The organism is Vagococcus fluvialis bH819, from assembly GCF_900163795.1.
In the GTDB taxonomy this organism is placed as follows: Bacteria; Bacillota; Bacilli; order Lactobacillales; family Vagococcaceae; genus Vagococcus; species Vagococcus fluvialis_A.
Genome location: NZ_FWFD01000015.1, coordinates 550,997 through 576,247 on the forward strand (window position 1 = coordinate 550,997; position 25,251 = coordinate 576,247).

Below are 25,251 nucleotides of genomic sequence, written 5' to 3' on the forward strand. Positions count from 1 at the left end.
CCCACAATTGTGGTATCGATATCATAAAGGAGAATAGAATATGATAACAGAAAAAAAATGGTGGCAGGATGAAATTGTCTATCAAATATACCCAAAAAGTTTTAATGATACGAATAATGATGGGATAGGTGATATTAATGGAATTACCGAAAAATTACCTTATATTCAATCTTTAGGAGTAACAATGATTTGGATTTGCCCAATTTTTACATCCCCTATGGTTGATAACGGCTATGATATAGCAGATTTTGAAGGAATAGATCCTCAATTTGGAACAATGGCAGACTTTGATCAACTTATAAAAGAAAGTAAGAAGCTTCGGATTAAGATTATTTTAGACCTGGTTATTAACCATACCTCAGATCAACATCCTTGGTTTCAAAAAGCTATGGAAGATCCAACGAGTAAGTACCGTGATTATTATATATTTAAGGAAGGAACGAGTCAGCCGAATAATTGGCGCTCAATTTTTGGTGGTTCAGTATGGGAAAAGTTACCAAATGAAAATAGTTACTATATGCATGTTTTTGATAAGAAGCAACCTGATTTAAACTGGGAAAATAAAGAAGTTCGCACAGAACTGTACGCGATGATTAATCGCTGGTTAGAAAAGGGCATATCAGGCTTTAGGATTGATTCAATTACGTTTATAAAGAAAGATCAAGATTATCAAAGCTTACCTGCTGATGGAGTGGACGGTTTGGTTTCTTGTAAGAATAAGACAAGGAATCGTCCAGGAATCGAAAAATTTCTTCATGAATTGAGAAGTGAGACTTTTGATAAATATGATTGTGTCACGATTGGTGAAGCACCAGGTGTTAATTATGAAGAGTTTCCAACGTATATCGGAGAGGATGGTTATTTCTCAATGATTTTTGATTTTCATTACGCTGATATTGATGTTGAATCAGGATCTGATTGGTTTAAGAGAACAAACTGGACGGTTAACGAGTTTAAATCTTTACTTGAGAAATCTCAGTTAGCTTTACAAAATGCTGGTTGGGGTGCTAACTTTTTAGAAAATCATGATCAACCTAGAGCGTTGTCTAAATTTGTTGCTAAAAAATATCAAAATTCAGAAGCAGCATTAGGGATAGGTTCCCTGTATTTCTTTTTAAGAGGAACACCCTTTATTTATCAAGGTCAAGAACTTGGCATGGTTAATGCGAAAAGAAAAAAGATTAATCAATTTGATGATATTTCGAGTATAGATAACTACCAACGTAGTTTAGAAGAAGGATTTTCTGAGAAAAAAGCTCTTTATTTTGTTAATCAAAGAAGTAGGGACAATTCACGAACCCCTATGCCATGGGATAATAGTCAATATGGTGGTTTTTCAACTCAAATACCTTGGCTTGAAATGACAGAGGAGTATCCTAAAATAAATGCTGAAGAGAATCCTGTTTTTACAGGTTATCAAAAAATGATTGAGCTTAGACAAAAATCTGAAATTAGTCAGTTATTAAAAGAAGGATCTATTAGTTTTTTACATCAGTATGTTCCAGCTAACATAATTGCGTATACTCGACAATTAAAAGATAAAGAAATCTGTCTTTATTCAAATTTTAGTGATCAAGTAGAAAAAATAAAATTAAATAAAACGATTAGTAAGCTATATTTTAACTCGCACCAAGGATTAGAGAATAAAGACAATGAAATAACGTTATTACCTTATCAAAGTATTCTATTTAGTTATTAAAGGAGAGAATGACAATGACAACTGATTATGCAAAAATTGGACAAGAAATTTTAAAAATAGTGGGAGAAGATAATATTTTATCGATGACTCACTGTGCTACGCGTTTGCGTTTAGAAGTTAAGGATAGAGAGAGTATTGATGATAAAAAAATTGAAAATGTAGATGAAGTTAAAGGTGTTTTTTATAACGCTGGTCAATATCAAATTATTTTAGGAACTGGTATTGTCAATAAAGTTTATGATTCTTTAATGACTGACAATCAAAAGTTAAAAAATAAAGAGACTAGCTTAGAAGAGATCAAAAGAGATGGAAATCCAATAAAGAGAGGCATTCGAACGTTAGCTGATATCTTTATCCCTATTATTCCAGGAATTGTTGCGACAGGCCTTTTTTTAGGATTGAAAGGTGTTATTCTAAATGAGAGTGTATTAGCATTTTTTGGAACATCGGCTGATAAGATTCCCGAGTATTTAATGACATTAATGAGCGTTTTAACAGATACGGTTTTTGTTTTTTTACCAGCACTTATTTGTTGGTCAGCTTTTAAAAAATTTGGTGGGACACCAATTATTGGCTTTGTGATTGGCTTGATGTTGGTATCGCCAATGCTACCTAACGCTTATGCCGTTGCCGATATTAATAGCGGAATAGAGCCGTTAATTGCTTTTGGTTTTATTCCTATTGTAGGTTATCAAGGAAGTGTTTTAACAGCACTTGTTGTGGGGATTATTGGCGCAAAATTCGAAACTAAACTAAGAAAAATAATGCCTAACTCTCTTGATTTGATGTTTACGCCATTTTTTGTCATTCTTAGCATGATGCTATTAGGGCTTTTAGTACTAGGACCTGTTTTACATTTTGTAGAATCTGGACTTGTGATTGTAGTTAAAAATTTGATACATTTACCGTTTGGGATTGGAGGTTTACTAATTGGTTTCCTTTATCCTCTTTCAGTAATGACCGGTATGCATCATCTATTTATTATGATTGAAACAAGTTTATTAGCACAGACAGGTTTTAATCCGTTGATAACGTTGTGTGCGATGTATGGATTTTCTAATGCGGCAGTTTGTTTTGCAATTAGTAAAAAAGCGAAAAATAAAAAAGTAAAAGTAGTTGGGACAAGTGCAGGAATTACACAATTATTAGGCGTTAGCGAGCCAGCGCTGTTTGGTATTACAATTAGATATGGAACTAAACCACTGATCGTTATGTTAGGCTGCTCAGCAATGGGAGGAGCAGTTCTTTCGATGTTAGGCGTTCAAGCTAATTCATACGGGTTAGCTGTTATCTTATCTCCATTGATGTACATTTATGATTCCTATCAATTTGTTACCTATATAGTTGTTGGGATAGCAACGTTTATTACTGCTTTTATTATCACCTACTTATTTGCAGTTCCAGAAGAAGTTATGGTATCAGAGTAATTAATGATTTTTTATTGAATAAAATTAGAAATTTTTTACTTGTTTTTTTATTAATTATCAAGAATTTCTAAAACCCAACTTAAGGATGAGGTAACCTTAGCCGATACTTGTTATAATAAATGCTAGATAAACAATTATTTGCGGAGGTATTCAATGAAAAATATAAAAAAACTATCTATGAGTGCATTATTATTAACTGGTTTGATTGTTGGACCAGTGGCTTTTGCCAATGAAAAAACAAAGGATGAAGGTTGGAATGTGCCTAATATTGCTTTAGGTAATGGCCTAACGGAAGCTGAAAAAACAAAAACAACTGACATTTTAACAAAAGATTTAGCCAAAGTGAATGCATTAAAAGGCACAGATGTTACTAAAAATAACCAATTCGTGGTTGATGGCAATGATCTTGTCAAGTATGTAACGGATGTACCTGAGTTTACACCTAATTCTAAAGCTTATTCTAGTGCTTTAATTGCAAGAACAAAAGAAGGAACTGGTGTAGATGTGGAGATTGTGACACCAGAAAACATTACAGCTAGGACCGAAGCTATGTATCGCTCAGCAGCTATTACAAGTGGCGTGTATGATGCTTATATTAGAATTGGTAGCGTTAGAACGATGGACGGTAGTGGCGCACTAGCAGGAATTTACAAAATATACGATGAAGTAGATCCAGCAAGTGATCAACAAGACCAAAAAAGTCGAGATGAAAAACGTGAAGTTGCTCAAGATCAAATGAAAGTCGTTTCGTCAATTGATGAAGCAAATAAGGATAAAAAAGATTATTCATCAGAAAACATGTTAGTAATGTTGGCTGATATCCAGTTAGAGCTTCAAAAAATAAATGAAAAACTACAAAAAATGTCAGAAGATCAAAAAGTCCAGGAAGTAACAAAAGTTGTCACTGACCAAATTGATAAAAATGGAATGACGAACGCTATATCAGGGGATCAAAAGACACAAATTATTAATAATATGGTTTCATTTAGTAGTACAGATGCCATCAATGATAAAGAGATGACAAAACAATTAACAGGATTTAAAGATGATCTTATGCAAAACGGAAAAGAGTTCAAGGATAACTTATTATCAGATGAAAATGTAGCAAAAGCTAAGAGTGGTATTTCAGGTTTTTGGCAAGGAATTAAAGATTTCTTCTCAAATATCTTTAAATAAAAGAGCTATTCAACACGGAAAGTCATTTCTTTGTTGAATAGTTTATTTTTTATGAGCAAAAAAATGTATAGTTTAGTAATGAAAGTGCTATATTATACTAAAAGTAGGTAATTTAATGAATCAAATTGAAGAATATATAAATAGTATTGATGAAAAAAGGGTAGAATCTTTTAATAAATTGTATCAAACGGTAAAAACTAAGATACCAACTGGTTTTCAAGAAATAATGAGTTATGGCATGATTAGTTTTGTTGTACCTTTAGAAATCTACCCTAAAGGCTACTTAAACAGGACAGAGGAACCACTTCCTTTTGTATCTATCGCTGTTCAAAAAAATCATATTGCTCTCTATCATATGGGAATAATGGGAAACAAAGAAGTTTTAACTTGGTTTGAGGAAGAGTATGCTAAGCAAGTTTCTACCAAGTTGAATATGGGGAAAAGTTGTATTCGTTTTACGAATGCTAAAAAAATTCCCTATCACCTTATCGGAGAATTAATGACTAAGATTTCATTAGAAGAATGGGTAATCACTTATGAGAAATATATGAATAAAGGAAGTTATAACGATGAAAAATAAAGAATATAAGTTTGAGAGTGTTATTAAAGCTTCTGAGGTAGGTAAAGGTGGTGCTTTTATTATTTTTCCTTATGATCTTAGATCTGAGTTTGGAAAGGGACGCGTTAAAGTTACTGTACTATTTGATCACATCTCATACACAGGAAGTATTGTTAATATGGGAATGAAACGTGAAGATGGTTCTATTGTGTATGTTATTGGTATAAGAAAAGATATCAGAAAACAACTTAGTAAAGAAGTTGGTGATACTGTCAGTGTAATAGTAAAAGAGGTGGAAATAAGTGGCAAATGAAAAAATTTTTGAAATGTTTTTTAGTAGTGTTTATCCGCTTTATTTAAAGAAAGTTGAGAAAAAAGGTCGTACTGAAGCTGAGTTGGATCAAGTGATTGAATGGTTAACAGGATACTCTGATGATAGACTTCAAAAACAAATAGAAGAGGATGTTTCTTTCCGTCTTTTTTTTGAAGAAGCCCCTAAGATGAATAGTAACGTTCATTTGATAAAAGGAGTCATCTGCGGTGTACGTATTGAAGAAATTGAAGATCCTTTGATGAAAAAAATCCGCTATCTTGATAAGTTAGTAGACGAGTTAGCTAAAGGCAGAAAGATGGAGAAAATATTACGAAATTAGATCGATTTGCTTTTTGTTTATAAAGAGCATAAAATAGAAGTCAATGTTGAAAGTTTTCTTATCTAATTAAGAGGACTTTTTTTACGTGCAAAAAAAAGAAAGTGGGATTGAAAAAAATTTGGAAATTGGTATGAGAACAATAAAAACAGGTTTGAGTGTTTTTGTTTGTATTTTGATTAGTTTTATCTTTAATCGAGATACATATGTTGTGTCATCAATAACTGCTGTTTTTACGTTGAGAGAAGATATGTACAACACTCTTAAATTTGGCAGACATCGTGTAGTGGGAAATATTATGGGGGCATTATTTTCGGTCGTTGCAATTTTTATTTTCCAGCAATTTGGAGACGGTGATATTGTTCAATTAATCGCAATACCTCTATTAGTGACAGGGATGATTTGGCTTCTATCAACAGCTAACTGCTACGAAGGGACAGTCGGAGCTTGTGCAACTTTTCTGACGATTCTTTTTATGATTCCGGATAATCAGTCATATACTTATGCGTTGGCTAGAGTAGTAGATAGTTTTATTGGAATGTTTGTGGCTTTTGGAATGAATATCGCATTACCTTGTAAGTATAAAAAATTAGATGGATTTGAAGAGGGAGAGTAGACTTAAAGTATTTTTTACTTTAGGTTTATTTTGGGTATAACAAAAAGGTATCCAGTCATCTATAGTGATTGAATACCTTCGTCAATAGCTAGAATCGTCCACAGTTGATTACTCCTTAACTAGTTGATTTAAATTGTTTTTTGCTTCTTCAATCGTATGACCTTGTGCTGAAATATTTTCATTGTTTGCATCAAATACAATAAAGATATTATCCTCAGTGTTTAAAGTAATACGGTATGAAATTGCTTGGTTGTTAAATACCATAATAAATTCTCCTCTCGTTGTTGATTTTCTTGAGAAAGGCATAAACTTTCATGGTAACAAAATTCCTATACTTACTCTATCATAATGAAATTTTGAAATCAAGTATTTTAATCAATAATTTCATAGAATTTTCATAAGTTTTTATTAAGATAAAAATATGAAGCTTTCTGATAAAGTATATTTAAGAATTGTCAGAAACATAGTATACTAATAGATATTATATGAGGTTGGTGTGAGGAAATGGTCTTTTATTTTGTTGGATTATTATTAACGTTAGTTGGGCTTATCTATTTAATTTTCCCTTCTAAAAAAAGAATCAATAAGTATGGTTACAGAACACAAAGGGCAAAAATGAGTGAAGCAAGTTATGATTATGCTCAAAAAGTTGCTGGTAAAACATTCTTTTTAGTAGGGATTTTAACATTTATAGTAGGGTTAGCATTACGCTATTTTGGAATAACACAACTTTATATTGTTGAAGTACTACTAATCGGGATTCCGATTGTTAGAATTTTTTATAAAATAGAATTAGAGTTAGAGAAATTTCATGATAAAGAAGAAGAGGACGTGGCAAGTAAATGAAATTATTAATGGTTGAGGATAATGAGTCAGTATCAGAAATGATGAAAATGTTTTTTTTAAATGAAGAATGGGATGTAAGTTTTAAATATGATGGAAAAGATGGTTTAGATGAATTTTTAACTGATCCTGAAAGTTGGGATATGATTACGTTAGATTTAAATTTACCAACAATGGACGGTGTAACGGTTTGTCGAGAAATAAGAAAAGTCTCAACAACGGTACCTATTATTATGTTAACAGCAAGAGACTCGGAAAGTGATCAGGTGATAGGTTTAGAAATGGGAGCAGATGATTATGTGACAAAACCGTTTAGTCCAATTACATTGATTGCTAGAATCAAAGCACTTCATCGTCGAGCCATTCTAACGGATGATACTGAAAAAACAACGAATGATATTCAAGAAGATTTTGATGTGGTGACAGACCATTTCAAAATGAATATCAAAACAAGAGAAGCTTATTTAGATAATCAATTAGTAGATGGTTTAACACCTAAGGAATTTGATTTATTATTAACACTAGCAAAAAAACCAAGACAAGTTTTTTCAAGAGAAAAATTATTAGAATTAGTTTGGGATTATCAATATTTTGGTGATGAACGAACTGTTGATGCTCACATAAAAAAATTAAGACAAAAAATTGAAAAGGTAGGACCACAAGTTATTCAAACTGTCTGGGGTGTTGGGTACAAATTTGATGATTCAGGAGTCGGTGCATAATGCGCTATTTGCTACAACAGATGATTGCTTTTTTTGCGATTATTTTAACAGTGTTAATTATTTTCGGGGTTTCTTTTACGACATTTACAAAGAATACCGTAAAGGAAACAACATATGAACAATTAGAAGGCTATGCAACCACTGTGATTCAGAATATGGGTAAACAAAATTGGAATTTACAACAATCATTGAATACGACAAGTGCTATAGTTGAAAATCAAAATATAGGTTTCTTTTTACTTACCCCAGATAGAGTTGCTAGTTATCCACCATCAGCAAAAGGAAATAATGGTGATAATTTAATTTCTGATGATGAACTTAAATTATTAAAAAAAGGAAAAAAGATTCAAAAAACAGTGGCTAATGCCTCTTTAGGACCTGAAGGTAAGAAAACAACAATGGCGATTCATATTCAACCATTGTTTTCTAGCCCTAATTTGGATTTTGAGTATATTTTAATGGTGTGGCAGCCAAGTAGCAATATAGAAGAGAGTGTTAGTTCTTTAACACAAAACTTATTCAAAGGTTTTATCATTTCAACAATTATTGCTTTGATTATCAGTTATATTTTGGCTAAATTCCAAGTGAATCGGATTAATCGTATGCGAAAAGCGACTAACCAAATATCAACAGGAAATTTTGATGTTTATTTGGATGTAAAAAACAATGATGAATTAGATGATCTAGCAGAGGATTTTAATCAAATGGCAATTGCTTTAAAGGACTCACATACAGAGATTGAGCGCCAGGAAGAAAGACGCCGGAACTTCATGGCAGATGTGGCACATGAGATGAGAACTCCATTAACGACTATCAATGGACTTCTTGAAGGATTGGCCTATAATGCTATTCCAGAAGATCAAAAAGATAAATGTATTAATTTGATGCAGAATGAAACCAAGCGACTAATCCGTTTGGTTAATGAAAACCTAGATTATGAAAAAATATTAACTAATCAGATTAGTATCACTGTCCAAAAGCTTAATGCAACAGAGATTTTGGAAACATTATCAGAACAACTCAAAGGTAAAGCGGATGATAAAAATAATCGGATTATTATTGAAACGATTGAACCAGTAGAAGTTTACGCAGATTATGACCGGTTTGTGCAGATTATGGTAAATATCATAACTAACGCCATTCAATTTACTGAAAATGGTGAAATTAAATTGTCCGTTTCAAGGGGATACATGGAAACGACTGTGTCTATTTCTGATACAGGAATTGGTATGGATGAAGAACAAGTTAAGAATGTCTGGGATCGTTATTACAAAGCAGATCCGTCTAGAAAAAATACTAAATATGGAGAATCTGGTTTGGGATTATCTATCGTTGATCAGTTAGTTAAACTACACGGTGGCTCAATTGAGATTGAAAGTGAAGTTGATAAAGGAACAACATTTAATATTAGTTTTCCAGATAACGTGTCGGATGATTCAAACTAGTTAACTAGTTACATTTTTTATAAAAAGAACCTTAGCGATAACATAAAATTAATTTTTTATGTTATCGCTGTTTTTTTATTAATTTTAAAAAAGTAAGGAAAAATTATGTGACAGCACTGTAAGAAAACTGACATTAATAACAATACCTATTTTTTTAGAAAGCTAGTAAACTATAGTTACTTATTAAGTTGGAGGAGGAAGAAAAAATGACTATGATTAAACTAGAAACAATTTCTAAAATTTATCAAGGGGCGATTCCATATGAAGCTTTAAAAAAAATTGATTTGCAAGTGGAAAAAGGTGAGTTTTTAAGTATTATGGGACCTTCTGGCAGTGGAAAGACTACTCTTTTAAATATTATTGCAACTCTAGACAAAGCAACGAGTGGTACAGTTGAAATTGATGGAAAAGCTATTACGCAGCTTTCAAAAGACCAATTGAGCGTATTTAGATTAAAAAAAATAGGCTTTGTCTTTCAAGATTTTAATTTATTACCACCCTTAACTGTGGAAGAAAATATCATGTTACCACTAACTTTGGATAATCAACCAATCGAGTTAATACAGAAAAAAGCTAAAGAATTAATGTCAGAATTAGGTATTTCACATTTAGCTAAAAACCGAATTCACGAAGCTTCAGGAGGTGAAAAACAACGAATCGCAATTGCCCGAGCTTTAATTAATGAACCTGATATTATTTTAGCGGATGAACCTACAGGTAATTTAGATTCAAAATCAGCAGGTAGCGTGATGTCAATTCTTTCAGAAATAAACCAATTAAAACAAGTGACAACAATTATGGTAACTCATGATGCTGTTTCTGCTAGTTATTCTAATCGTGTGGTTTTTATTAAAGATGGTTGCTTTTATAATGAAATTTATTGTGGAGAGCAAAAAGAATTATTCTATCAAAATATCCTAGACGTTTTAGCTCATTTAGGGGGGACTAATCATGAATTTCAAGCAACTTATACTCCGTAATGTTACGAGAAATGGTCGGGAATATGTAACCTATTTTTTAAGCAGCTTATTTTCAGTGATGGTTTTCTTCGTTTTTTCTTTATTATATTTTCATCCAGATTTAGGTGATCAATTAAAGGGTAGTAGTGATAGCGTTTCAGAAATGGCTATTTTTGGTATCTCAGTTGCTGAAGTCGTGATCGCTTTAATGTCTTTTGTCTTCTTATGGTATGCGTTTAATACTTTTTTAAAAGGTCGTAAAAAACAATTATCTATTTATTTAACTTTAGGGATGTCGGAGAAAAAACTAAAACAAATGATTAAATATGAAAATAGTTTGTTAGGTTTTAGTTCAATTTTACTTGGAACTGTTTTAGGGATATTATTTTCGAAATTTATTTTACTCATCACACAAAATATTCTTTATTTAGAAGAAGGTTTACCTTTTTATTTTCCAATCAAAGCAATTGGTTTAACTTGGTTGGTATATAGCGTTATCTTTATTCTCATTTCTTTCTTTACAGTGATTAAGTTAAGAAAAATAACATTATTAGAAATGAGAGAATCAACAGAAGATGTTTTTGTTGCCCCAAAAAGAAGCGTTATGTATACAATTCTTGGGATTATTTTAATTCTGATGGGTTACGGATTAGCATTTGTCTTTTCTTATAATATGAATGGTATGTTGAGATTACCAATTAACATAGGTATTGGAACACTCATAATCTGTGTTTTAATAACTATTTTAGGTACTTTTCTTTTCTTTAAGTTTTCAAGTGTAAATCTGTTTCAAAAGCTAAAAGAAAAACCACTATATTTTAAAAATAGTAACATGCTGACAATCAGTAATCTTATTCATCGAATGAGAACGAATGCTATGATGTATTTTTTAATCTCAATTGTCGGAGCAATCGCATTTGTGGGTATTGGTGTAGCAAAATCGATTGGTAGTTATGATTTTGGGAAAACTCAAGGCGCGTCTTTTGCTATTGTCTATGATGCCATTGGAGCCAGTGATCGTGAAGATATTAAGAAAATTCATAGGGAAAATATTTCAACTGTTGAAAACATGATAAAGGAATCAAAATATGATTATATATCGTTACCGATTCAGCTAATAGATATACTAGTAGAACAAGAAAATCCTGATGAAATGTCAGGTTTATTGACCTATAAATTAATAAAAGAGAGTGACTTTAATCAGCTAATGTCTTTTATGGATAAAAGTGCTATAAAACCAGTTAATGATGATGAGATTTTAAAATTAGTTGGAAGTAATTCAGAAAAACAAGCTATTAAAGCTGAAAAATTAGTTGATTCGGTATCAAAAATTAATATGGTTAGTTATAAAGAAGATGAAGAGATAAAAGAACAAATAAAAGTTAGATATTCAGATGTTCAGCTATCCTTAGGAGAATATGGAAGTCTTGGTGTTGTGACAGATAAAAAATATCAAGAATTAAAAAATCGTGATATTTTTTATTATTCAAGTACACAAATTATACACTTTAAAGAGTGGACAGAGGATAAGGCTTTAAACAATGAAATCAGTTATTTTTTAAAAGAAAAAATCAAAGAACAAGAGAATAAAAGTAACCAAATATATGAAAAAATTGGTAAAGTTCGAGGTGAAGAGTTAACTGATGAGGAAACAGAAGAAGTCATAGAAGTGGACAGTAAAGAATTTTATTATTCTTCATTGTATGAAACTTGGTTAAAAACAAAGCAATCAAATGGTACGATTCTTTTAATCAGTATTCTATTGGGTTCTGTATTTTTCACTTTTTCATGTAGTATCATTTATTTCAAACTATTTGGAGAGTTAGAAAAAGATGGTAAATACCATCGTTCGTTGTACATTTTAGGCGTTACAGAAAAAAGAAGGAAACGTATGGTAACAACAGAAATGTTGATCATGTTTTTTATTCCTTTTATTATTTCAACTGTACATTTCATAGCAGCAATGAGTGCGTTGAAAGTATTGATTGACTTGCCAGTACATCTTTATATTATTCAAATAGTGAGTGTATATATAATATTTCAAGTTGTGTTCTTTGTTGTTTGCCGAAGACAATATTTATATCATTTAAATAAATTTGCAGAAAATTTAAAAAGATAATTCAATTAAAGCTTGAGATGGGATAAAAAATCCATCTCAAGCTCAATTTTGTTTCAACTTTTAAGTAAATGTGATATAATGAATTCTGTTAAAAAAACAAGGGGGCGTTACGGATTCGACAGGCATAGTTGAGCTTGAATTGCGCTTCGTAGGTTACGACTACGTAAAAACGTTACAGTTAAATATAACTGCTAAAAATCAAAATAACACTTTTGCTTTAGCTGCCTAAAAACAGTTAGCAAAGATCCTCTCGGCATCGCCCATGTGCTCGAGTAAGGGTCTCAAACTAAGTGGGATACATTAACTTTTTCCGTCTGTAAAAGTTAAAAGAGCTCATCAGACTAGCGAAGTTTAGGGCCTGTTATACGGCATGAAACAAAGCGAATCTCTAAATGGTATAACTATGAGCGTAGAAGTTTAAGTGGCAATGTGTTTGGACGCGGGTTCGACTCCCGCCGCCTCCATCGTAACAATTAAGTAAAGTCTTATAAACGTTTATACATCAAGGATGTGTTAGTGTTTATAAGGCTTTTTTTATTAGAATAAACTATACAAAATTATGAAAAAGGAGAACAGGAATATGAAGAGAGCAACTAAAGAACAAGGTAATCAAATTTTTGAATTATATAAAACATTAATTAATTCCCAAGCTAATTTAGAACCGTATTTTTTTAAAGAGGCTGAGCAAACAAAAAAATTTATTAAAGAAATGATTATGGATGAATTGAGTGATTTTTTAATTGTGGAAGAAGGTAACCACGTTTTAGGTTTTTTAGCAATTAGAGAAGTAACGTCGCCAGAATACCCAATGTTTAGAAAAAGGAAATCTGCCTATATTTTAGACTTAGTAGTTTTGCCTAGTCAAAGAAGAATGGGATATGCTAAGGAACTACTAGAATCAGCAATTTCTTGGCAAGAAGAAAGAAAATTAGAGTATTTAGAGTTATGTGTTTTATCATCGAATAAAGAGGCACAGAAATTATATGAATCAATTGGTTTTGAACCATTTAGTCATCAAATGATTTTAAAAAATTAAAAAAGAGACTGACATTTTTGGTCAGCCTCAATTTTTTGATACTTAAAACTATTTATTTTTATTGTTTGAGATTATCTCATTCAACTTCGAAACTGTTTCTGCATACGCATGATATTTAGTATCATAGTAGAAAGAATCTTGTTGAGTTTTTCTTGTAATAAAGTTGATTGTTCTAGTTGTGCCATCAGTTAATATTAAGGAGATACTCAGACTATCAGTCACTTTTTTTGTTTCATAATCATAAGAATCATTGTAATTAGTACTAAATGTCGAGAATAAGTTAGTTGCTATTTTTACATGACTTGTCTCTTCAGAGGTAGTCATTGATTTTATATTAGAATAGTTGATTGTTTCCTTTGATGGACTGCATAAATTAAAATTTGTTATGAAAATTTCATTGAAGTCATCAAAAAATATTTTTTTACCTACCCTTATATTAGGTAAAAATTTTGAAAAGATATTGTTTTTATTAGAAATAATTAATTCCATTATTTGCCCCTCCTGTAGTGTTTTTTAGAAAATATCAATAAAACATCAAATCAACAACGGCTAGTATAGGTTTGATGCTTTATTACTATCTTCTAGTCTTTTGATCCTTTACCCATGATGAAATCAAAGCTATGATCTAAAGATAAATGTTGTACTAATTTCTTAAAAGTAATTTTCATTGGTTAAATATTCTCCCTTACAATTGTTTCTTTTGGCAATAATCAGCTAGTATATGTTTTCTGAAAATTTACATTGTAGCCAACAATTCATAATAATAAGTGTTTTTTTAGAATAAGTCAAACAAAAGCAACTAACTTTGTATCAGTTAGTTGCTTTTGTTAATTTTTTTATTGTACTGTTTCTGTTTTTAATTTTTCTAATTCCTTATTAATACCATCGTATTTTTTAGCTAATTCATCTATTTTTTTATCAGCATTTTCATTAGCTTTTATTAATTTTTTATTTTGTTCGACTAACTCAGTGTTTGTTGTATTTACTTCTTCTAATTCACTTTTCGTGCTTTTTAATTTACCAAAACCAATAATAGTTGTGATAGAAAGCAATCCGATTATGATTGTAATTAAAATATTTTTCTTATCCACCTAAAAGAAACCTCCTTTTGTAAAAGAATAAACCCATTATAACTATATACAGGGGTACAATTCAAAGAATAAGTAATAAAATAACGAACTAGTTGGGAATCTAAGGTAAGAAGGGAAATGAGGACCTTACTTTGATTGCTAGTTCGTGACACCTAGTATACCATAAAAAAAATATAAATAACTAAAGTTACAGAAAAATAACATGGATACAAAAATGTTCGTTTAATATCCTTTAAAACCAAAGACGGGATACGTTTATTGATAAATAAAGAATTCTTAAAATAATAATTTTTCTAATAATTTAGGTTTTTTATTAAATAAAATATATTCCGAAATAAAGAATAATATAAGGAAAGTTAAAATTATTTTAGTCCAATTCAAAATAATTGTACTCATATTTAAAACTTCGGAAGGAAATACTATCATAATAAATAACCCAGTACATGTTGTGATTAACCCGTATATCATGATAATAAGCTGGAATAATCGTTTAAATTTAGAAACCATAATAAAATTATTTTTTTCTTCTAATGAAATATTATTGAAAATAAATTGTCCGAAAAATAGTGTAGATAACGAGAATAGTATTAAAATAAAAATAGGTAAATAATTTATTGGTTGGGTAGTCGTCTGAGCTACAGGAAGAAGGTTATCCAACGCTGTTGCCTTGACCACTGAGACTGTTTCAGAATTAGTAGTGAAAAAAGTTTGATGTATATATTCGATATTTGATAAAAAAGTTTGTAATGTGAAAAAGATGGTTAAAGTCGCTGCTATTCCTAAAAACCAATCCCCAATAACAAGACCTGCAAAGCTACAAATAAGAAATAATGATATTAAAAATAGCCAACCAGAAAAAGAGGAAATAATATGTTGCTTTAAGGAAATATTTAAATAGTTAATCGGGATAAAAAAACGATAGGCAAAGATCGAAGCTATTTTACTTACAAGCAGAGTAAGAGAGAGGGTCCCTCCAATAAAATAATATTTATACCAATAAATGGTGCTTCTTTTAAATTTACTTGTAAAAAGTAAAGCGTTAAAATTTGTTTTTAGATCAAGTAAAAATAAAAGGATTCCAGTTATTCCAAATAGAATAGCAAATTGTAAAAAATGTTCATCATAGTAAGGATAGGAATTGAATGATTGTTGATTAGCATCTGAATTAGGATTAAACATGGTTAAACTATATTTTTTGTAATCATCAAACTTGTTAGTATAAATTGACATATCTTTGTTTAAATCATAATATAAAAATATTTTTCCGGCTTCAGCATCTTCAAATTCGTAGGAATCAGCTAACTGTTTTTCAAATTGTGTATAAGACTCAGGACTTGAAAAGTACTTATGGCGGCTATTCCAAGATGAGATACCAGAAATTGTTTGAAACAGATAGACACCTGTAATTAGTAAGCATAAAAAAATCATTAATTTTTTATAGCGATAAAACATTATTTTTTTTAGTGAAGCATTCATACGAGATATCCTCCTTTAGTTGAATAATTGATAGTCTGTTTCATCGGTGAATTGAGAAGAAAAAAGATCTTCTAAACTCATAGGTACTTCTTCAAATAAAACAGGATTTAAAGCTAAAATATTCTCATAGAGCAACTCATCTAAGTGTTCAAAAATACCAATTAAAACTCGACCTTGTATTTGGATAATTTTACAATTATCTTTGATTATTTTTGGAATATCCTTCTTTTTAAAAACCATTTGCATTTTTTTAAAATTTTGATCGATTGTATGTAAATCAAAATTTTGGGTAATTAAGCCACTTTGAATAATAAGTGCTCGATCTATAATATTTTCTAATTCTAATAAATTATGTGAAGAAATAATAATCCCACATTGATTTAAACTAACTTCGTTGAGGATTAATGTAATAACTTTTTTCCGAATGATTAAATCTAGACCGTCAAAAGGTTCATCTAAAATATAATACTGAGCATTACAAGAAAAAGCTAAAATAACTTTGTACAAGGCTTGGAAACCTTTAGAGTAATTACTTATTTTATAATTAATTTCAAATTGATACTTTTTAAGAAGACTAAAATACTTTTCAGAATCAAAGGTAGCGTATAATTCTTTGTAATAAAGTTCAAGTGTTTTGGGCGTTTGACTGGATAAAAAATTAAATTGATCGTCTAGATAAAAAATCTTTTCTCTAAGAAGTGAATTTGAGTCAAGTGACTGATCATTTATCAAAATTTGCCCAGCATCTTTTTGATAATAGTTAGAAATTGTTCGGAAAAGAGTCGTTTTCCCAGTTCCGTTTCGTCCTATTAGGCCAGTGATTTCACCGGGAGTAAGTTCAAAATTAATGTCTTGAAGAATTATTTTTTTGTTAATCATTTTTTTTAGGTTTAATATTTTCATAGATTTGTCCCTATTTTAGAATAGAATGTATTAATCCAATTCTGAGCTTCTTCTTTAGAAATATTTTGATAATGAATACCTAATAATAAAAGTTCCAATTGTAATTTTAGTTCCTTTTTCTTGAAATCAATTGGTTGTGTTTGACTGATATTTTTTACAAAAGTTCCTTTTCCGTGAAGAACAATAATAAATTCTTCTTTTTCTAATATTTTATAAGCTCGATTAACTGTATTAGGGTTTATTTTTAAACTATTAGCCATTTCTCTAACAGAAAGGAGTCGATCTCCAGGTGTAAGAATACCGTCTTTTATTTGTTTTTTGATGTAAATAACAATTTGTTCATATAAAGGAATTGAGTTGAGTTCATTAATTAACAATAGTTATTACCTCCATTTTTTACTCTATGTGTCCTATTTTATATAGGACACTTTTTTTTGTCAATAAAAAACACGAACATTATAAAGAAATATATCAAAAAAAATAAGTTAATTCTTGATTTAATTATTTTGTATCGCTATAATCAAAAATGTAGTTCGTTAAAAACGAACGAAAAGTACATGATAAGGGTGGATAATTAAGAAATGGAAAAGTTTTTTAAGTTAAAAGAGAACGGAACAACAGTTTCAACTGAAATAGTAGCAGGTTTAACAACCTTTTTTGCAATGAGTTACATATTATTTGTTAATCCAACAATTTTATCTTTATCAGGAATGCCATTTCAAGCAGTATTTTTAGCAACAATTATCAGTTCTGCTATTGGTACGTTAATTATGGGGCTATTCGCCAATGTCCCTTATGCACAGGCGCCAGGTATGGGTTTAAATGCGTTCTTTACCTTTACAGTAGTTATGGGATTAGGCTATACATGGGAACAAGGATTAGCAATGGTGTTTTTATGTGGTATTATTAATATTATTATTACTGTTACTAAGTTTAGAAAATTAATTATCAAGTCAATTCCCGAAAGTCTTCAACATGCCATTGGTGGTGGGATAGGCATTTTTGTTGCGTATGTAGGAATTAAGAATGCTGGCTTTTTACAATTTACTTCAGATTCTAATAGCATTATTTCTTCAACAGTTGAAGGAGATGCGGCAACAAATGTTGTTTCAAATGGTGGAATTGTACCAGCTTTGGCCAATTTCAATAATCCAGCTGTTTTACTTGCAATAATTGGTTTGATTTTGACAAGTATTTTAGTGGTTAGGCAAGTTAAAGGCGCTATTTTAATTGGTATTTTAGTTACGTCATTAATTGCTTTACCAATGGGTGTAATTGATTTATCACAGGTTAATTTTCAAGAAAATTCTTTAGGTAACTCAATTAAGGAATTAGGAACTACTTTTGGAGCTGCCTTTGGTTCAAATGGTTTACCATCCTTATTCTCAGACGCTTCGAAGATACCACAAGTTTTATTAACAATACTGGCGTTTAGTTTATCTGATATTTTCGATACAATCGGAACCTTTATTGGAACAGGTCGTAGAACTGGTATTTTCTCTCAAGAAGAAGAAGAGGCTGTAGCTAATAGCAAAGGCTTTAAATCAAAAATGGATAGAGCTCTATTTTCAGACGCAATTGCAACATCAGCAGGAGCGATTTTTGGAACTTCTAATGTCACGACGTTTGTAGAAAGTGCAGCGGGTATTGGCGCTGGTGGACGAACAGGTTTAACATCAGTAGTGGTAGCAATTTTATTTTTACTAAGCAGTTTATTGTCACCAATTGTGGCAATTGTACCAGCACAAGCAACTGCACCAGCGTTAATATTAGTGGGTGTCATGATGATGTCTTCTTTTAAAGAAATTAATTGGACAGACCTTGAAGATGCCATCCCAGTATTCTTTACTTCCGTATTTATGGGACTTTGTTATAGTATCTCGTATGGAATTGCAGCAGGTTTTATCTTCTATGTCATTATTAAAGTTGTTAAAGGCAAATCAAAAGAAATTTCTCCAGTTCTTTGGATCGTTACTGGTTTATTCTTAATTAACTTTATTGTTATGGCAACTCTATAAAAAAATGATATTTCTTAGAATGTGAGACTGGCTCAATGTCAGTCTCGTTTTTTATTTATACGAATAGATTTTAATGATTGGGGGCCAAAAAGTTTACTTCTACAGTAGAATCCAAAAAATAAATCGTCTTTTGATCTATCCTTTTTTGTTCATAATAGAAAATATCCTTTAAATAGAGTAAACTATAAGATAAAAGAAGATTGGAGATTGAAATGACCATAAATAAACAAATATCAGAAAATGAACAAATTTTGTTAGATATTAATAACTTAAAAAGTAGAATTAAAAATTATGATTGGGAATACCGTTTTTCTCGCTTTCAAGAAAAGATGGATATGCAGAGAAGTGAACTCACGTCTGTATTAAATGAAATAAAAGAAAAATAAATGTTAAAGATGTTCTTATTCTAATTATGGTATATACTTAATTTCATTGTAGAAGGGTGATGATTCATTTAATGAAAATAGACTGGAAAAAGAATATGTACATTGCGTGGATTGGATGTTTCTTTACGGGAGCTAGTTTTAGTTTAGTCATGCCATTTATTCCGATTTATATCGAACAATTAGGTGCTCCTAAAGATAAAATAGAATTTTATGCTGGTTTATCCATCAGTGTGACAGCTCTTTCAGCTGCAATCTTTTCACCAATTTGGGGGAATTTAGCGGATAGACGAGGTAGAAAGCTAATGATGATTAGAGCAGCTTCTGGTATGGCGATAACTATGGGTTCATTAGCATTTGTACCTAATGTATTTTGGTTGTTAGTTATGCGTTTTTTTAATGGCGTTTTAGCGGGGTATATTCCAAATGCAACGGCAATGATAGCCTCACAAGCCCCTAAAGAGAAGAGTGGTTGGGCATTGGGAACACTGGCAACAGGTGGTGTGGCTGGTAGTTTGATTGGTCCTTCATTAGGTGGTTTTCTTGCGCAAACGGTAGGGATAAAGAATGTATTTATTGTTACAGGTACAATTCTTTTAATTAATACACTTCTCACTATTTTTTTAGTCAAGGAAGATTTTAAACCAATTGAAAAGAAAAACATGTTATCAACCAAAGAAGTATTTAAGTTAGTCAAAAATCCTTCTGTATTAATTGGGTTATTTGTAACATCTCTTATCTTACAAATAGGAATTACTAGTATCAGCCCTATTTTAACTTTGTATATTAGAGAACTTGGTGGTGGAACTGAAAACATACTATTTGTTAGTGGATTAATTGTATCAGTAGCAGGTGTTTCTACGTTTATCTCTTCACCAATACTAGGTAAAATAGGTGATCGGATAGGGAACCAAAGAATTCTTTTTGCAGGTCTTATTTTTTCAGTTATTTGTGTTTTTCCAATGTCCATGGTTCAATCCCCATTTCAGTTAGGGATTTTACGCTTTCTAATGGGATTTTCAACAGGTGCTTTGATGCCTTCGATTAACACGTTGATTAGTAAGTTAACTCCTCCAGAAGGTGTTAGTCGTATTTTTAGTTTTAATAATATGTTTACTAATTTTGGACAAGTTATGGGACCTCTTGTGGGATCAACTGTTGCGAACGGTTATGGCTATCGATCAGTGTTTGTGGCAACAAGTATTTTGATTATAGCTAATATTTGCTTAACTTTTTTTAATTTTAAAGGAGAATTAGCTTTTAAAAACCCGTTAAAAAAATAAAAAAACAGACATTTGTCTGTTTTTTTATTTTGCAGCTGTTTTTTCTTTTTTAGGTAAAGCAACTTCACCGATAAGCATAATAATTACGCCCACGATAAGAGAAACAATAGTTACTTTAACAAAATCATATGTACCTTGAGTTAAAGCTCCACCAATATAACCTACAACTTGTCCTAAAATAAAAGTCCAAAGAAGAACAATTAATTTACTCATACTATATGCACCTCTTTTCAAAATAATTTTACCAAGCTTAAACTTAAAAGTAAAGTCAGATTCAACCTTTTTATGACTTAAAATTTTTATGTTATACTATCTATAAAATGTAAAGGGGAAGAGATCAAGTGGAATTAGGGCAACTTCAAGTATTAACTTCATATTCACTGTTAAAAAGTACCAATAAAATTGATCATTTGGTCTCAAAAAGTAAAGAATTAGGTTACTCATATTTGGCAATTACGGATATTGATACCATGCATGGTGTTGTAGAATTCTATAATACCTGTCATAAAAAAAATATTATGCCGTTAATTGGAATGACTTTAACATATAAGAGCGAGCACACACAAGAAGCGCTCAATAAACTTATTTTGATAGCTAAAAATCAAGAAGGCTATCAAAATTTAATCAAAATTTCCTCATTAAGAATGGAAAATGACACGCCTATTCATTTAGAAGACATCAAAACATTAACTGAGCATTTGATAGCTATTTTACCAAGTGGTATGAATGAGTTGAGATATCTTTATGAAAAAGAACTTGATTTATTTCTTAAAAATACTAGAGAATTGAAGGGATTATTTAAAAATTCTATTTATCAAGGTATAGTTCTGCAGGATTTTCAACAAGAATGGCTAGATATTTGTCAAGAATACGATATTCCTTTAGTCGCTCTTCAGGATATTCGTTATTTAACACCAAGTGATCATTTTTCTGTGGAAGTCTTAGAACATATAGATAGTGGAGAACAAATAAATATTGATTTTGAACAAATTTCTGGGCCTTATTATTTACCAGAAAAGAAGGTTTTTGAAGAAAATTTTCAATCGAAAAAGTTAGAAGAGGCGTTGGTAAATAACCTGAACATTTGTAAATCTTGTCAATTTGAAATGTTGCTACAACAAAAATTATTACCTGCGTTTCCCTTAAATAAGGACGAAACATCTGAGTCAGTTTTAAAAGAACTTTGTTTTAAAGGGTTATTTGAAAGGCAATTACAAAATGACCACAATTATATTGATCGCTTGACGATGGAGCTTTCAGTGATACATGAAATGGGATATGATGACTATTTTTTGATTGTTTGGGATGTTATGAAATATGCCAGGGATAATAATATTGTAACTGCTTGTCGTGGTTCTGCTGCAGGATCTCTGGTATCTTATGTTTTGCGTATTACTAATGTCGATCCGATAGAATATGGGCTACTTTTCGAAAGGTTTCTAAACAAGGAACGCTATACAATGCCCGATATTGATATGGATATACCAGACAACAAAAGGGAAGAAATTTTACAATATGTTAGCAACAAATACGGATATCATCGTGTAGCCCAAATTGCGACATTTGGTACTTTAGCGGCCAAGATGGCACTCAGAGATGTTAGTCGAGTTTTTGGAATGAGACCAAATGAAGCTAATACTTGGTCCAATACGATTCCGAATGTCTTAAAAATAACTCTTGATGAGGCTTTTGAGAAATCACATAAATTACGTGATTTAGTCGCTCATTCTGAAAAAAACAAATTATTATTTGAGACAGCACGAAAAATAGAAGGTTTACCACGGCACGTTTCTACACATGCGGCAGGAGTCGTCATCAGTGACCAAGATTTAACTAACTTAATCCCACTGCAACAGGGAACTAATAACATCCCTTTGACGCAAATGGCGATGGGAGAGGTTGAGGAAATAGGATTATTGAAAATGGATTTCTTGGGCTTGAGAAATCTATCTATTATCGGAAATACCTTAGATTCGATTAACTATTTGTATAAAGAAACGATCGATCTTGAAACAATCCCTTTAGATGATCAAGCAACCTTAGACATTTTTAAAAAGGGTGAGACAGTAGGAATATTTCAGTTTGAGTCAGATGGAATAAAAAAAGTTCTTAGAAAATTAGGCCCAAGTTCAATCGAAGATATAGCTTCAGTAAATGCTTTGTATAGACCAGGACCAATGCAAAATATTGATTTATTCATCGATCGAAAAAAGGGTAAAAAAGAAATTATTTATCCTCATGATAATTTAAAAAATATCTTAGATTATACGTACGGTGTTATTGTTTATCAAGAACAAATTATGCAAGTCGCTTCTCTTATGGCTGGATTTAGTTTAGGTCAAGCAGATATTCTACGACGTGCAGTTAGTAAGAAGAAAAAGGATGTTCTTGATGTAGAAAGAGCGCATTTTATTAAAGGCTCAAAAGAACAAGGCTACACAGAAGAAGTTGCAAGCGAAGTGTATGATTATATTGAACGCTTTGCTAACTACGGATTTAACCGATCTCATGCAGTGGTTTATTCTGTTTTAGCTTATCAAATGGCTTATTTAAAAGTTCACTATCCAGAATGTTTTTTCTCGGCATTATTACATTCGGTTAAAAATAATCCGGTAAAGATTAATGAGTATAGTACAGATGCTAAAAAATACAATGTGACCATTTTACCTCCAGATATTAATAAAAGCGACTATAGTTTTACTTTAAATAAAGGGAAAATATTATTTGGCTTTTCTAGTCTTAAAGGAATTAGAAAAGATTTTATTCAACATATTATAACTATTAGGAAAACAGATGGACCTTATACATCATTAGAAAATCTTTTGATTCGTATGAATGGAAAATGGCTCAAAGAAGCCAACATATTGCCTTTAATCTATATCGGAGCCTTTGATTCACTTCACAGTAATCGGAAACAATTAATTACTGACTTAGATAGTACTATTAGAAATATTGAATATACTGGAGGAAGTATTGATTTACTAGAAGTCCTTAGTCTGAAAAAAGAAAATGTTACTGATTTTACCCTCGAAGAAAAATTAAATCAAGAGGCTGAGTATCTTGGTAGTTATATTTCGGGACATCCAATAGACGCTTATAATTATTTAAGAAAAGGCCGTCACATTAATACTATTCTAGAAAGTAATATAGGGGATACAGGTCAATATTTATTGTATGTTACTAATATTAAAAAAATTAGAACAAAAAAAGGAGAATCAATGGCGTTTCTCTCAGCCAATGATGGCTCTAAAGATATAGATATTACTATTTTCCCACAATTGTTTAGGCAGTTAAATCAAACGATTTCTGAGAATAACGTTTATTTAATAAATGGTAAAATAGAAGCGAGTAAATATAATCAAATGCCACAACTGTTAGCTGAAAATATTAAATTAGCAAATGAAATAATACCTTTTGATGAAAGTAGAAAATGCTATATCAAGATTATGAAAGAGTTCGACACAACGAGCTATTTAAATAAAATTAAGCAATTATTAAAAATAAACAAAGGTGATTTACCTGTGATTTTAGTTTTTGATAATAAAAAAATCCTTCTAGATGATGTTTTTTGGGTAACTGAAAATGAGGCCTTTACAAATGCTGTTTTCAAGATACTTGGGGATAACACAGTAATTTTTCAATAAATATTTAGGCAAATCGCTCAAGTAAAGGCTCATTTCTTTGTCAAGGTGAATAAATTATCCGTTTTCAAAACTTTTTCAATAGTTTTTTCGGATATCGAAAGACTTTTCTGCTAAAAAATGGTAAAATGATTTTTGGATTTAAGTATTTTATACATAATTAAAATACAGAACATACAAATTAGTTAAAGTGAGGGAATACGCTTATGAAACGCATCGCTATTTTAACAAGTGGTGGAGATGCACCAGGTATGAATGCCGCAGTTCGTGCAGTCACACGTAAAGCAATCCACGAAGGAATGGAAGTATACGGAATAAATTACGGTTACGCAGGTTTAGTTGCCGGAGATATCCGTAAATTGGATGTACCAGATGTTGGGGATATTATTCAACGAGGTGGAACATGTTTATATTCTGCACGTTACCCTGAATTTGCAACAGAAGAAGGTCAATTAAAGGGTATTGAACAATTAAAAAAATTCGGTATCGAAGGTTTAGTTGTTATTGGTGGAGATGGTTCATATCATGGCGCTTTAGCTTTGACAAAACGTGGCTTTCCCGCTGTTGGCGTACCAGGAACAATTGATAATGATATTCCTGCTACAGACTTTACAATTGGTTTTGATACAGCGATTAATACAGTGCTAGATGCTATTGATAGAATTAGAGATACAGCTACATCTCATGTACGTACATTTATTATTGAAGTAATGGGACGTGACGCTGGAGATATCGCCTTATGGGCTGGTGTTGCTGGTGGCGCTGATGATATCATTATTCCAGAACATGAATTTGATATGAAACAAGTTGCTAATAAAATTAGACAAGGCCGAGATCGTGGGAAAAAACATTGTTTAATCATTTTAGCTGAAGGTGTTATGTCAGGTCATGATTTTGCAGACCAATTAGCTGAACATGGTGATTTTCATGCAAGAGTATCCGTTTTAGGACATATCGTTCGTGGTGGATCTCCTACTGCACGAGATCGTGTATTAGCAAGTAAGTTTGGTGGATATGCTGTTGATTTATTAAAAGAAGGAAAAGGTGGATTATGCGTTGGAATTCTTAATAATGAATTAGTTGCTAGTGACATTGTTGAAACACTAGAAACTAAGAAACACCATCCAGATTTAAGTCTTTACGATTTAAATCATCAGATTTCATTTTAATGAGTTATTTTCTTTTTAAAATAAAATAATAATACT

Annotated in this window: 24 protein-coding genes, 1 other RNA gene and 1 pseudogene; 19 read left to right on the forward strand and 7 right to left on the reverse strand. The window is 31.0% G+C overall.

From position 1 onward, the window contains the following. Window positions 1–40 precede the first annotated feature (40 nt). The 7 genes from FM121_RS12175 to FM121_RS12205 all read left to right on the forward strand — a co-directional run bounded on the left by FM121_RS12175 (window position 41) and on the right by FM121_RS12205 (window position 6,127). Entirely contained in the window at window positions 41–1,699 is a 1,659-nt protein-coding gene (locus FM121_RS12175; RefSeq protein WP_086952432.1) for an alpha-glucosidase, read from the forward strand. 14 nt (window positions 1,700–1,713) lie between these two features. Further along, the gene (locus FM121_RS12180) at window positions 1,714–3,126 is read left to right on the forward strand and encodes a PTS transporter subunit EIIC (protein ID WP_086952433.1); all 1,413 of its coding nucleotides are present in this window, start codon (window positions 1,714–1,716) and stop codon (window positions 3,124–3,126) included. A 153-nt stretch (window positions 3,127–3,279) separates the two neighbouring features. Beyond that, entirely contained in the window at window positions 3,280–4,302 is a 1,023-nt protein-coding gene (locus FM121_RS12185) for a DUF1002 domain-containing protein (RefSeq protein ID WP_086952434.1), read from the forward strand. A 115-nt stretch (window positions 4,303–4,417) separates the two neighbouring features. Beyond that, window positions 4,418–4,882 (forward strand): DUF1801 domain-containing protein, encoded by a 465-nt coding sequence (locus FM121_RS12190; protein ID WP_086952435.1) that lies wholly within the window; start codon window positions 4,418–4,420, stop codon window positions 4,880–4,882. Then, on the forward strand, window positions 4,872–5,174 hold the full coding sequence (locus FM121_RS12195; protein ID WP_086952436.1) for a DUF1905 domain-containing protein: 303 nt from the start codon (window positions 4,872–4,874) through the stop codon (window positions 5,172–5,174). The genes FM121_RS12190 and FM121_RS12195 overlap by 11 nt, the downstream gene beginning before the upstream one ends. A gap of 13 nt (window positions 5,175–5,187) precedes the next feature. Beyond that, window positions 5,188–5,514, forward strand: coding sequence for a DUF2200 domain-containing protein (locus tag FM121_RS12200; protein WP_086952543.1), 327 nt, complete (start codon window positions 5,188–5,190; stop codon window positions 5,512–5,514). A 130-nt stretch (window positions 5,515–5,644) separates the two neighbouring features. Beyond that, a complete protein-coding gene (locus tag FM121_RS12205) occupies window positions 5,645–6,127 on the forward strand; it encodes an FUSC family protein (protein WP_179203875.1) in 483 nt (160 codons plus the stop codon). Between the two features lie 108 nt (window positions 6,128–6,235). On the opposite strand, the gene FM121_RS14475 is transcribed toward FM121_RS12205, so the two are convergent. After that, entirely contained in the window at window positions 6,236–6,391 is a 156-nt protein-coding gene (locus FM121_RS14475; protein ID WP_086952437.1) for a hypothetical protein, read from the reverse strand. Between the two features lie 240 nt (window positions 6,392–6,631). On the opposite strand from FM121_RS14475, the gene FM121_RS12215 reads away from it, so the two are divergent. The 7 genes from FM121_RS12215 to FM121_RS12245 all read left to right on the forward strand — a co-directional run bounded on the left by FM121_RS12215 (window position 6,632) and on the right by FM121_RS12245 (window position 13,251). Next, window positions 6,632–6,973 carry an SdpI family protein gene (locus FM121_RS12215; RefSeq protein ID WP_086952438.1) on the forward strand — a complete coding sequence of 114 codons (342 nt, stop codon included), beginning with the start codon at window positions 6,632–6,634 and terminating at the stop codon, window positions 6,971–6,973. After that, complete coding sequence (locus FM121_RS12220) at window positions 6,970–7,692, forward strand: response regulator transcription factor (RefSeq protein WP_086952439.1); 723 nt, start codon at window positions 6,970–6,972, stop codon at window positions 7,690–7,692. The genes FM121_RS12215 and FM121_RS12220 overlap by 4 nt, the downstream gene beginning before the upstream one ends. Next, complete coding sequence (locus FM121_RS12225) at window positions 7,692–9,137, forward strand: sensor histidine kinase (RefSeq protein WP_086952440.1); 1,446 nt, start codon at window positions 7,692–7,694, stop codon at window positions 9,135–9,137. The genes FM121_RS12220 and FM121_RS12225 overlap by 1 nt, the downstream gene beginning before the upstream one ends. Window positions 9,138–9,343: 206 nt before the next feature. Then, window positions 9,344–10,117, forward strand: a complete 774-nt coding sequence (locus FM121_RS12230; protein WP_086952441.1) for an ABC transporter ATP-binding protein — start codon at window positions 9,344–9,346, stop codon at window positions 10,115–10,117. Then, window positions 10,089–12,215 (forward strand): FtsX-like permease family protein, encoded by a 2,127-nt coding sequence (locus tag FM121_RS12235; RefSeq protein WP_086952442.1) that lies wholly within the window; start codon window positions 10,089–10,091, stop codon window positions 12,213–12,215. Before FM121_RS12230 ends, FM121_RS12235 begins: the two co-directional genes overlap by 29 nt. A 100-nt stretch (window positions 12,216–12,315) precedes the next feature. After that, window positions 12,316–12,682: a transfer-messenger RNA gene (ssrA, locus tag FM121_RS12240) on the forward strand. 113 nt (window positions 12,683–12,795) lie between these two features. Further along, window positions 12,796–13,251: a GNAT family N-acetyltransferase gene (locus FM121_RS12245; protein WP_179203867.1), complete on the forward strand. Its 456-nt coding sequence runs from the start codon at window positions 12,796–12,798 to the stop codon at window positions 13,249–13,251. A 48-nt stretch (window positions 13,252–13,299) separates the two neighbouring features. Here the strand turns inward: FM121_RS12245 and FM121_RS12250 are convergent, their stop codons facing one another. The 5 genes and pseudogenes from FM121_RS12250 to FM121_RS12270 all read right to left on the reverse strand — a co-directional run bounded on the left by FM121_RS12250 (window position 13,300) and on the right by FM121_RS12270 (window position 17,098). Continuing rightward, entirely contained in the window at window positions 13,300–13,740 is a 441-nt protein-coding gene (locus FM121_RS12250; protein ID WP_086952444.1) for a hypothetical protein, read from the reverse strand. 347 nt (window positions 13,741–14,087) lie between these two features. After that, complete coding sequence (locus FM121_RS12255) at window positions 14,088–14,342, reverse strand: hypothetical protein (protein WP_086952445.1); 255 nt, start codon at window positions 14,340–14,342, stop codon at window positions 14,088–14,090. Between the two features lie 276 nt (window positions 14,343–14,618). Next, window positions 14,619–15,818, reverse strand: coding sequence for a hypothetical protein (locus tag FM121_RS12260; RefSeq protein WP_086952446.1), 1,200 nt, complete (start codon window positions 15,816–15,818; stop codon window positions 14,619–14,621). 15 nt (window positions 15,819–15,833) lie between these two features. Continuing rightward, a pseudogene (locus FM121_RS12265) lies at window positions 15,834–16,679 on the reverse strand (ATP-binding cassette domain-containing protein); the annotation flags it as partial. 38 nt (window positions 16,680–16,717) lie between these two features. Then, entirely contained in the window at window positions 16,718–17,098 is a 381-nt protein-coding gene (locus FM121_RS12270) for a GntR family transcriptional regulator (protein ID WP_086952448.1), read from the reverse strand. A 204-nt stretch (window positions 17,099–17,302) separates the two neighbouring features. On the opposite strand from FM121_RS12270, the gene FM121_RS12275 reads away from it, so the two are divergent. The 3 genes from FM121_RS12275 (at window position 17,303) to FM121_RS12280 (ending at window position 20,405) form a co-directional block, all read left to right on the forward strand. Next, window positions 17,303–18,739 (forward strand): NCS2 family permease, encoded by a 1,437-nt coding sequence (locus FM121_RS12275; RefSeq protein WP_086952449.1) that lies wholly within the window; start codon window positions 17,303–17,305, stop codon window positions 18,737–18,739. A 212-nt stretch (window positions 18,740–18,951) separates the two neighbouring features. After that, the gene (locus FM121_RS14480; protein ID WP_179203868.1) at window positions 18,952–19,125 is read left to right on the forward strand and encodes a hypothetical protein; all 174 of its coding nucleotides are present in this window, start codon (window positions 18,952–18,954) and stop codon (window positions 19,123–19,125) included. A gap of 71 nt (window positions 19,126–19,196) precedes the next feature. After that, window positions 19,197–20,405, forward strand: coding sequence for a multidrug efflux MFS transporter (locus tag FM121_RS12280; protein WP_086952545.1), 1,209 nt, complete (start codon window positions 19,197–19,199; stop codon window positions 20,403–20,405). 24 nt (window positions 20,406–20,429) lie between these two features. Here FM121_RS12280 and FM121_RS12285 read toward each other — a convergent pair whose 3' ends face one another. Continuing rightward, window positions 20,430–20,618, reverse strand: coding sequence for a YjzD family protein (locus FM121_RS12285; RefSeq protein WP_086952450.1), 189 nt, complete (start codon window positions 20,616–20,618; stop codon window positions 20,430–20,432). Window positions 20,619–20,746: 128 nt separating this feature from the next. Between FM121_RS12285 and dnaE the strand changes: the two genes are divergently transcribed. Both dnaE and pfkA read left to right on the forward strand, forming a co-directional pair. Beyond that, a complete protein-coding gene (gene dnaE, locus FM121_RS12290; RefSeq protein WP_086952451.1) occupies window positions 20,747–24,049 on the forward strand; it encodes a DNA polymerase III subunit alpha in 3,303 nt (1,100 codons plus the stop codon). A gap of 203 nt (window positions 24,050–24,252) precedes the next feature. Beyond that, a complete protein-coding gene (pfkA, locus tag FM121_RS12295; RefSeq protein ID WP_086952452.1) occupies window positions 24,253–25,215 on the forward strand; it encodes a 6-phosphofructokinase in 963 nt (320 codons plus the stop codon). The last annotated feature ends 36 nt before the right edge of the window (window positions 25,216–25,251 follow it).

Excerpts from the sequence above, each read along its gene's own strand:
- FM121_RS12190 (WP_086952435.1), top strand. The coding sequence starts at position 4,418 with ATGAATCAAATTGAAGAATATATAAATAGTATTGATGAAAAAAGGGTA.
- FM121_RS12200 (WP_086952543.1), top strand. The coding sequence starts at position 5,188 with ATGTTTTTTAGTAGTGTTTATCCGCTTTATTTAAAGAAAGTTGAGAAA.
- FM121_RS12185 (WP_086952434.1), top strand. The coding sequence starts at position 3,280 with ATGAAAAATATAAAAAAACTATCTATGAGTGCATTATTATTAACTGGT.
- FM121_RS12175 (WP_086952432.1), top strand. The coding sequence starts at position 41 with ATGATAACAGAAAAAAAATGGTGGCAGGATGAAATTGTCTATCAAATA.
- FM121_RS12225 (WP_086952440.1), top strand. The coding sequence starts at position 7,692 with ATGCGCTATTTGCTACAACAGATGATTGCTTTTTTTGCGATTATTTTA.
- FM121_RS12285 (WP_086952450.1), bottom strand. The coding sequence starts at position 20,618 with ATGAGTAAATTAATTGTTCTTCTTTGGACTTTTATTTTAGGACAAGTT.
- FM121_RS12230 (WP_086952441.1), top strand. The coding sequence starts at position 9,344 with ATGACTATGATTAAACTAGAAACAATTTCTAAAATTTATCAAGGGGCG.
- pfkA (WP_086952452.1), top strand. The coding sequence starts at position 24,253 with ATGAAACGCATCGCTATTTTAACAAGTGGTGGAGATGCACCAGGTATG.
- FM121_RS12215 (WP_086952438.1), top strand. The coding sequence starts at position 6,632 with ATGGTCTTTTATTTTGTTGGATTATTATTAACGTTAGTTGGGCTTATC.
- FM121_RS14480 (WP_179203868.1), top strand. The coding sequence starts at position 18,952 with ATGACCATAAATAAACAAATATCAGAAAATGAACAAATTTTGTTAGAT.
- FM121_RS12250 (WP_086952444.1), bottom strand. The coding sequence starts at position 13,740 with ATGGAATTAATTATTTCTAATAAAAACAATATCTTTTCAAAATTTTTA.
- FM121_RS14475 (WP_086952437.1), bottom strand. The coding sequence starts at position 6,391 with ATGGTATTTAACAACCAAGCAATTTCATACCGTATTACTTTAAACACT.
- FM121_RS12260 (WP_086952446.1), bottom strand. The coding sequence starts at position 15,818 with ATGAATGCTTCACTAAAAAAAATAATGTTTTATCGCTATAAAAAATTA.
- FM121_RS12275 (WP_086952449.1), top strand. The coding sequence starts at position 17,303 with ATGGAAAAGTTTTTTAAGTTAAAAGAGAACGGAACAACAGTTTCAACT.
- FM121_RS12245 (WP_179203867.1), top strand. The coding sequence starts at position 12,796 with ATGAAGAGAGCAACTAAAGAACAAGGTAATCAAATTTTTGAATTATAT.
- FM121_RS12205 (WP_179203875.1), top strand. The coding sequence starts at position 5,645 with ATGAGAACAATAAAAACAGGTTTGAGTGTTTTTGTTTGTATTTTGATT.
- FM121_RS12235 (WP_086952442.1), top strand. The coding sequence starts at position 10,089 with ATGAATTTCAAGCAACTTATACTCCGTAATGTTACGAGAAATGGTCGG.
- FM121_RS12220 (WP_086952439.1), top strand. The coding sequence starts at position 6,970 with ATGAAATTATTAATGGTTGAGGATAATGAGTCAGTATCAGAAATGATG.
- FM121_RS12180 (WP_086952433.1), top strand. The coding sequence starts at position 1,714 with ATGACAACTGATTATGCAAAAATTGGACAAGAAATTTTAAAAATAGTG.
- FM121_RS12195 (WP_086952436.1), top strand. The coding sequence starts at position 4,872 with ATGAAAAATAAAGAATATAAGTTTGAGAGTGTTATTAAAGCTTCTGAG.
- FM121_RS12280 (WP_086952545.1), top strand. The coding sequence starts at position 19,197 with ATGAAAATAGACTGGAAAAAGAATATGTACATTGCGTGGATTGGATGT.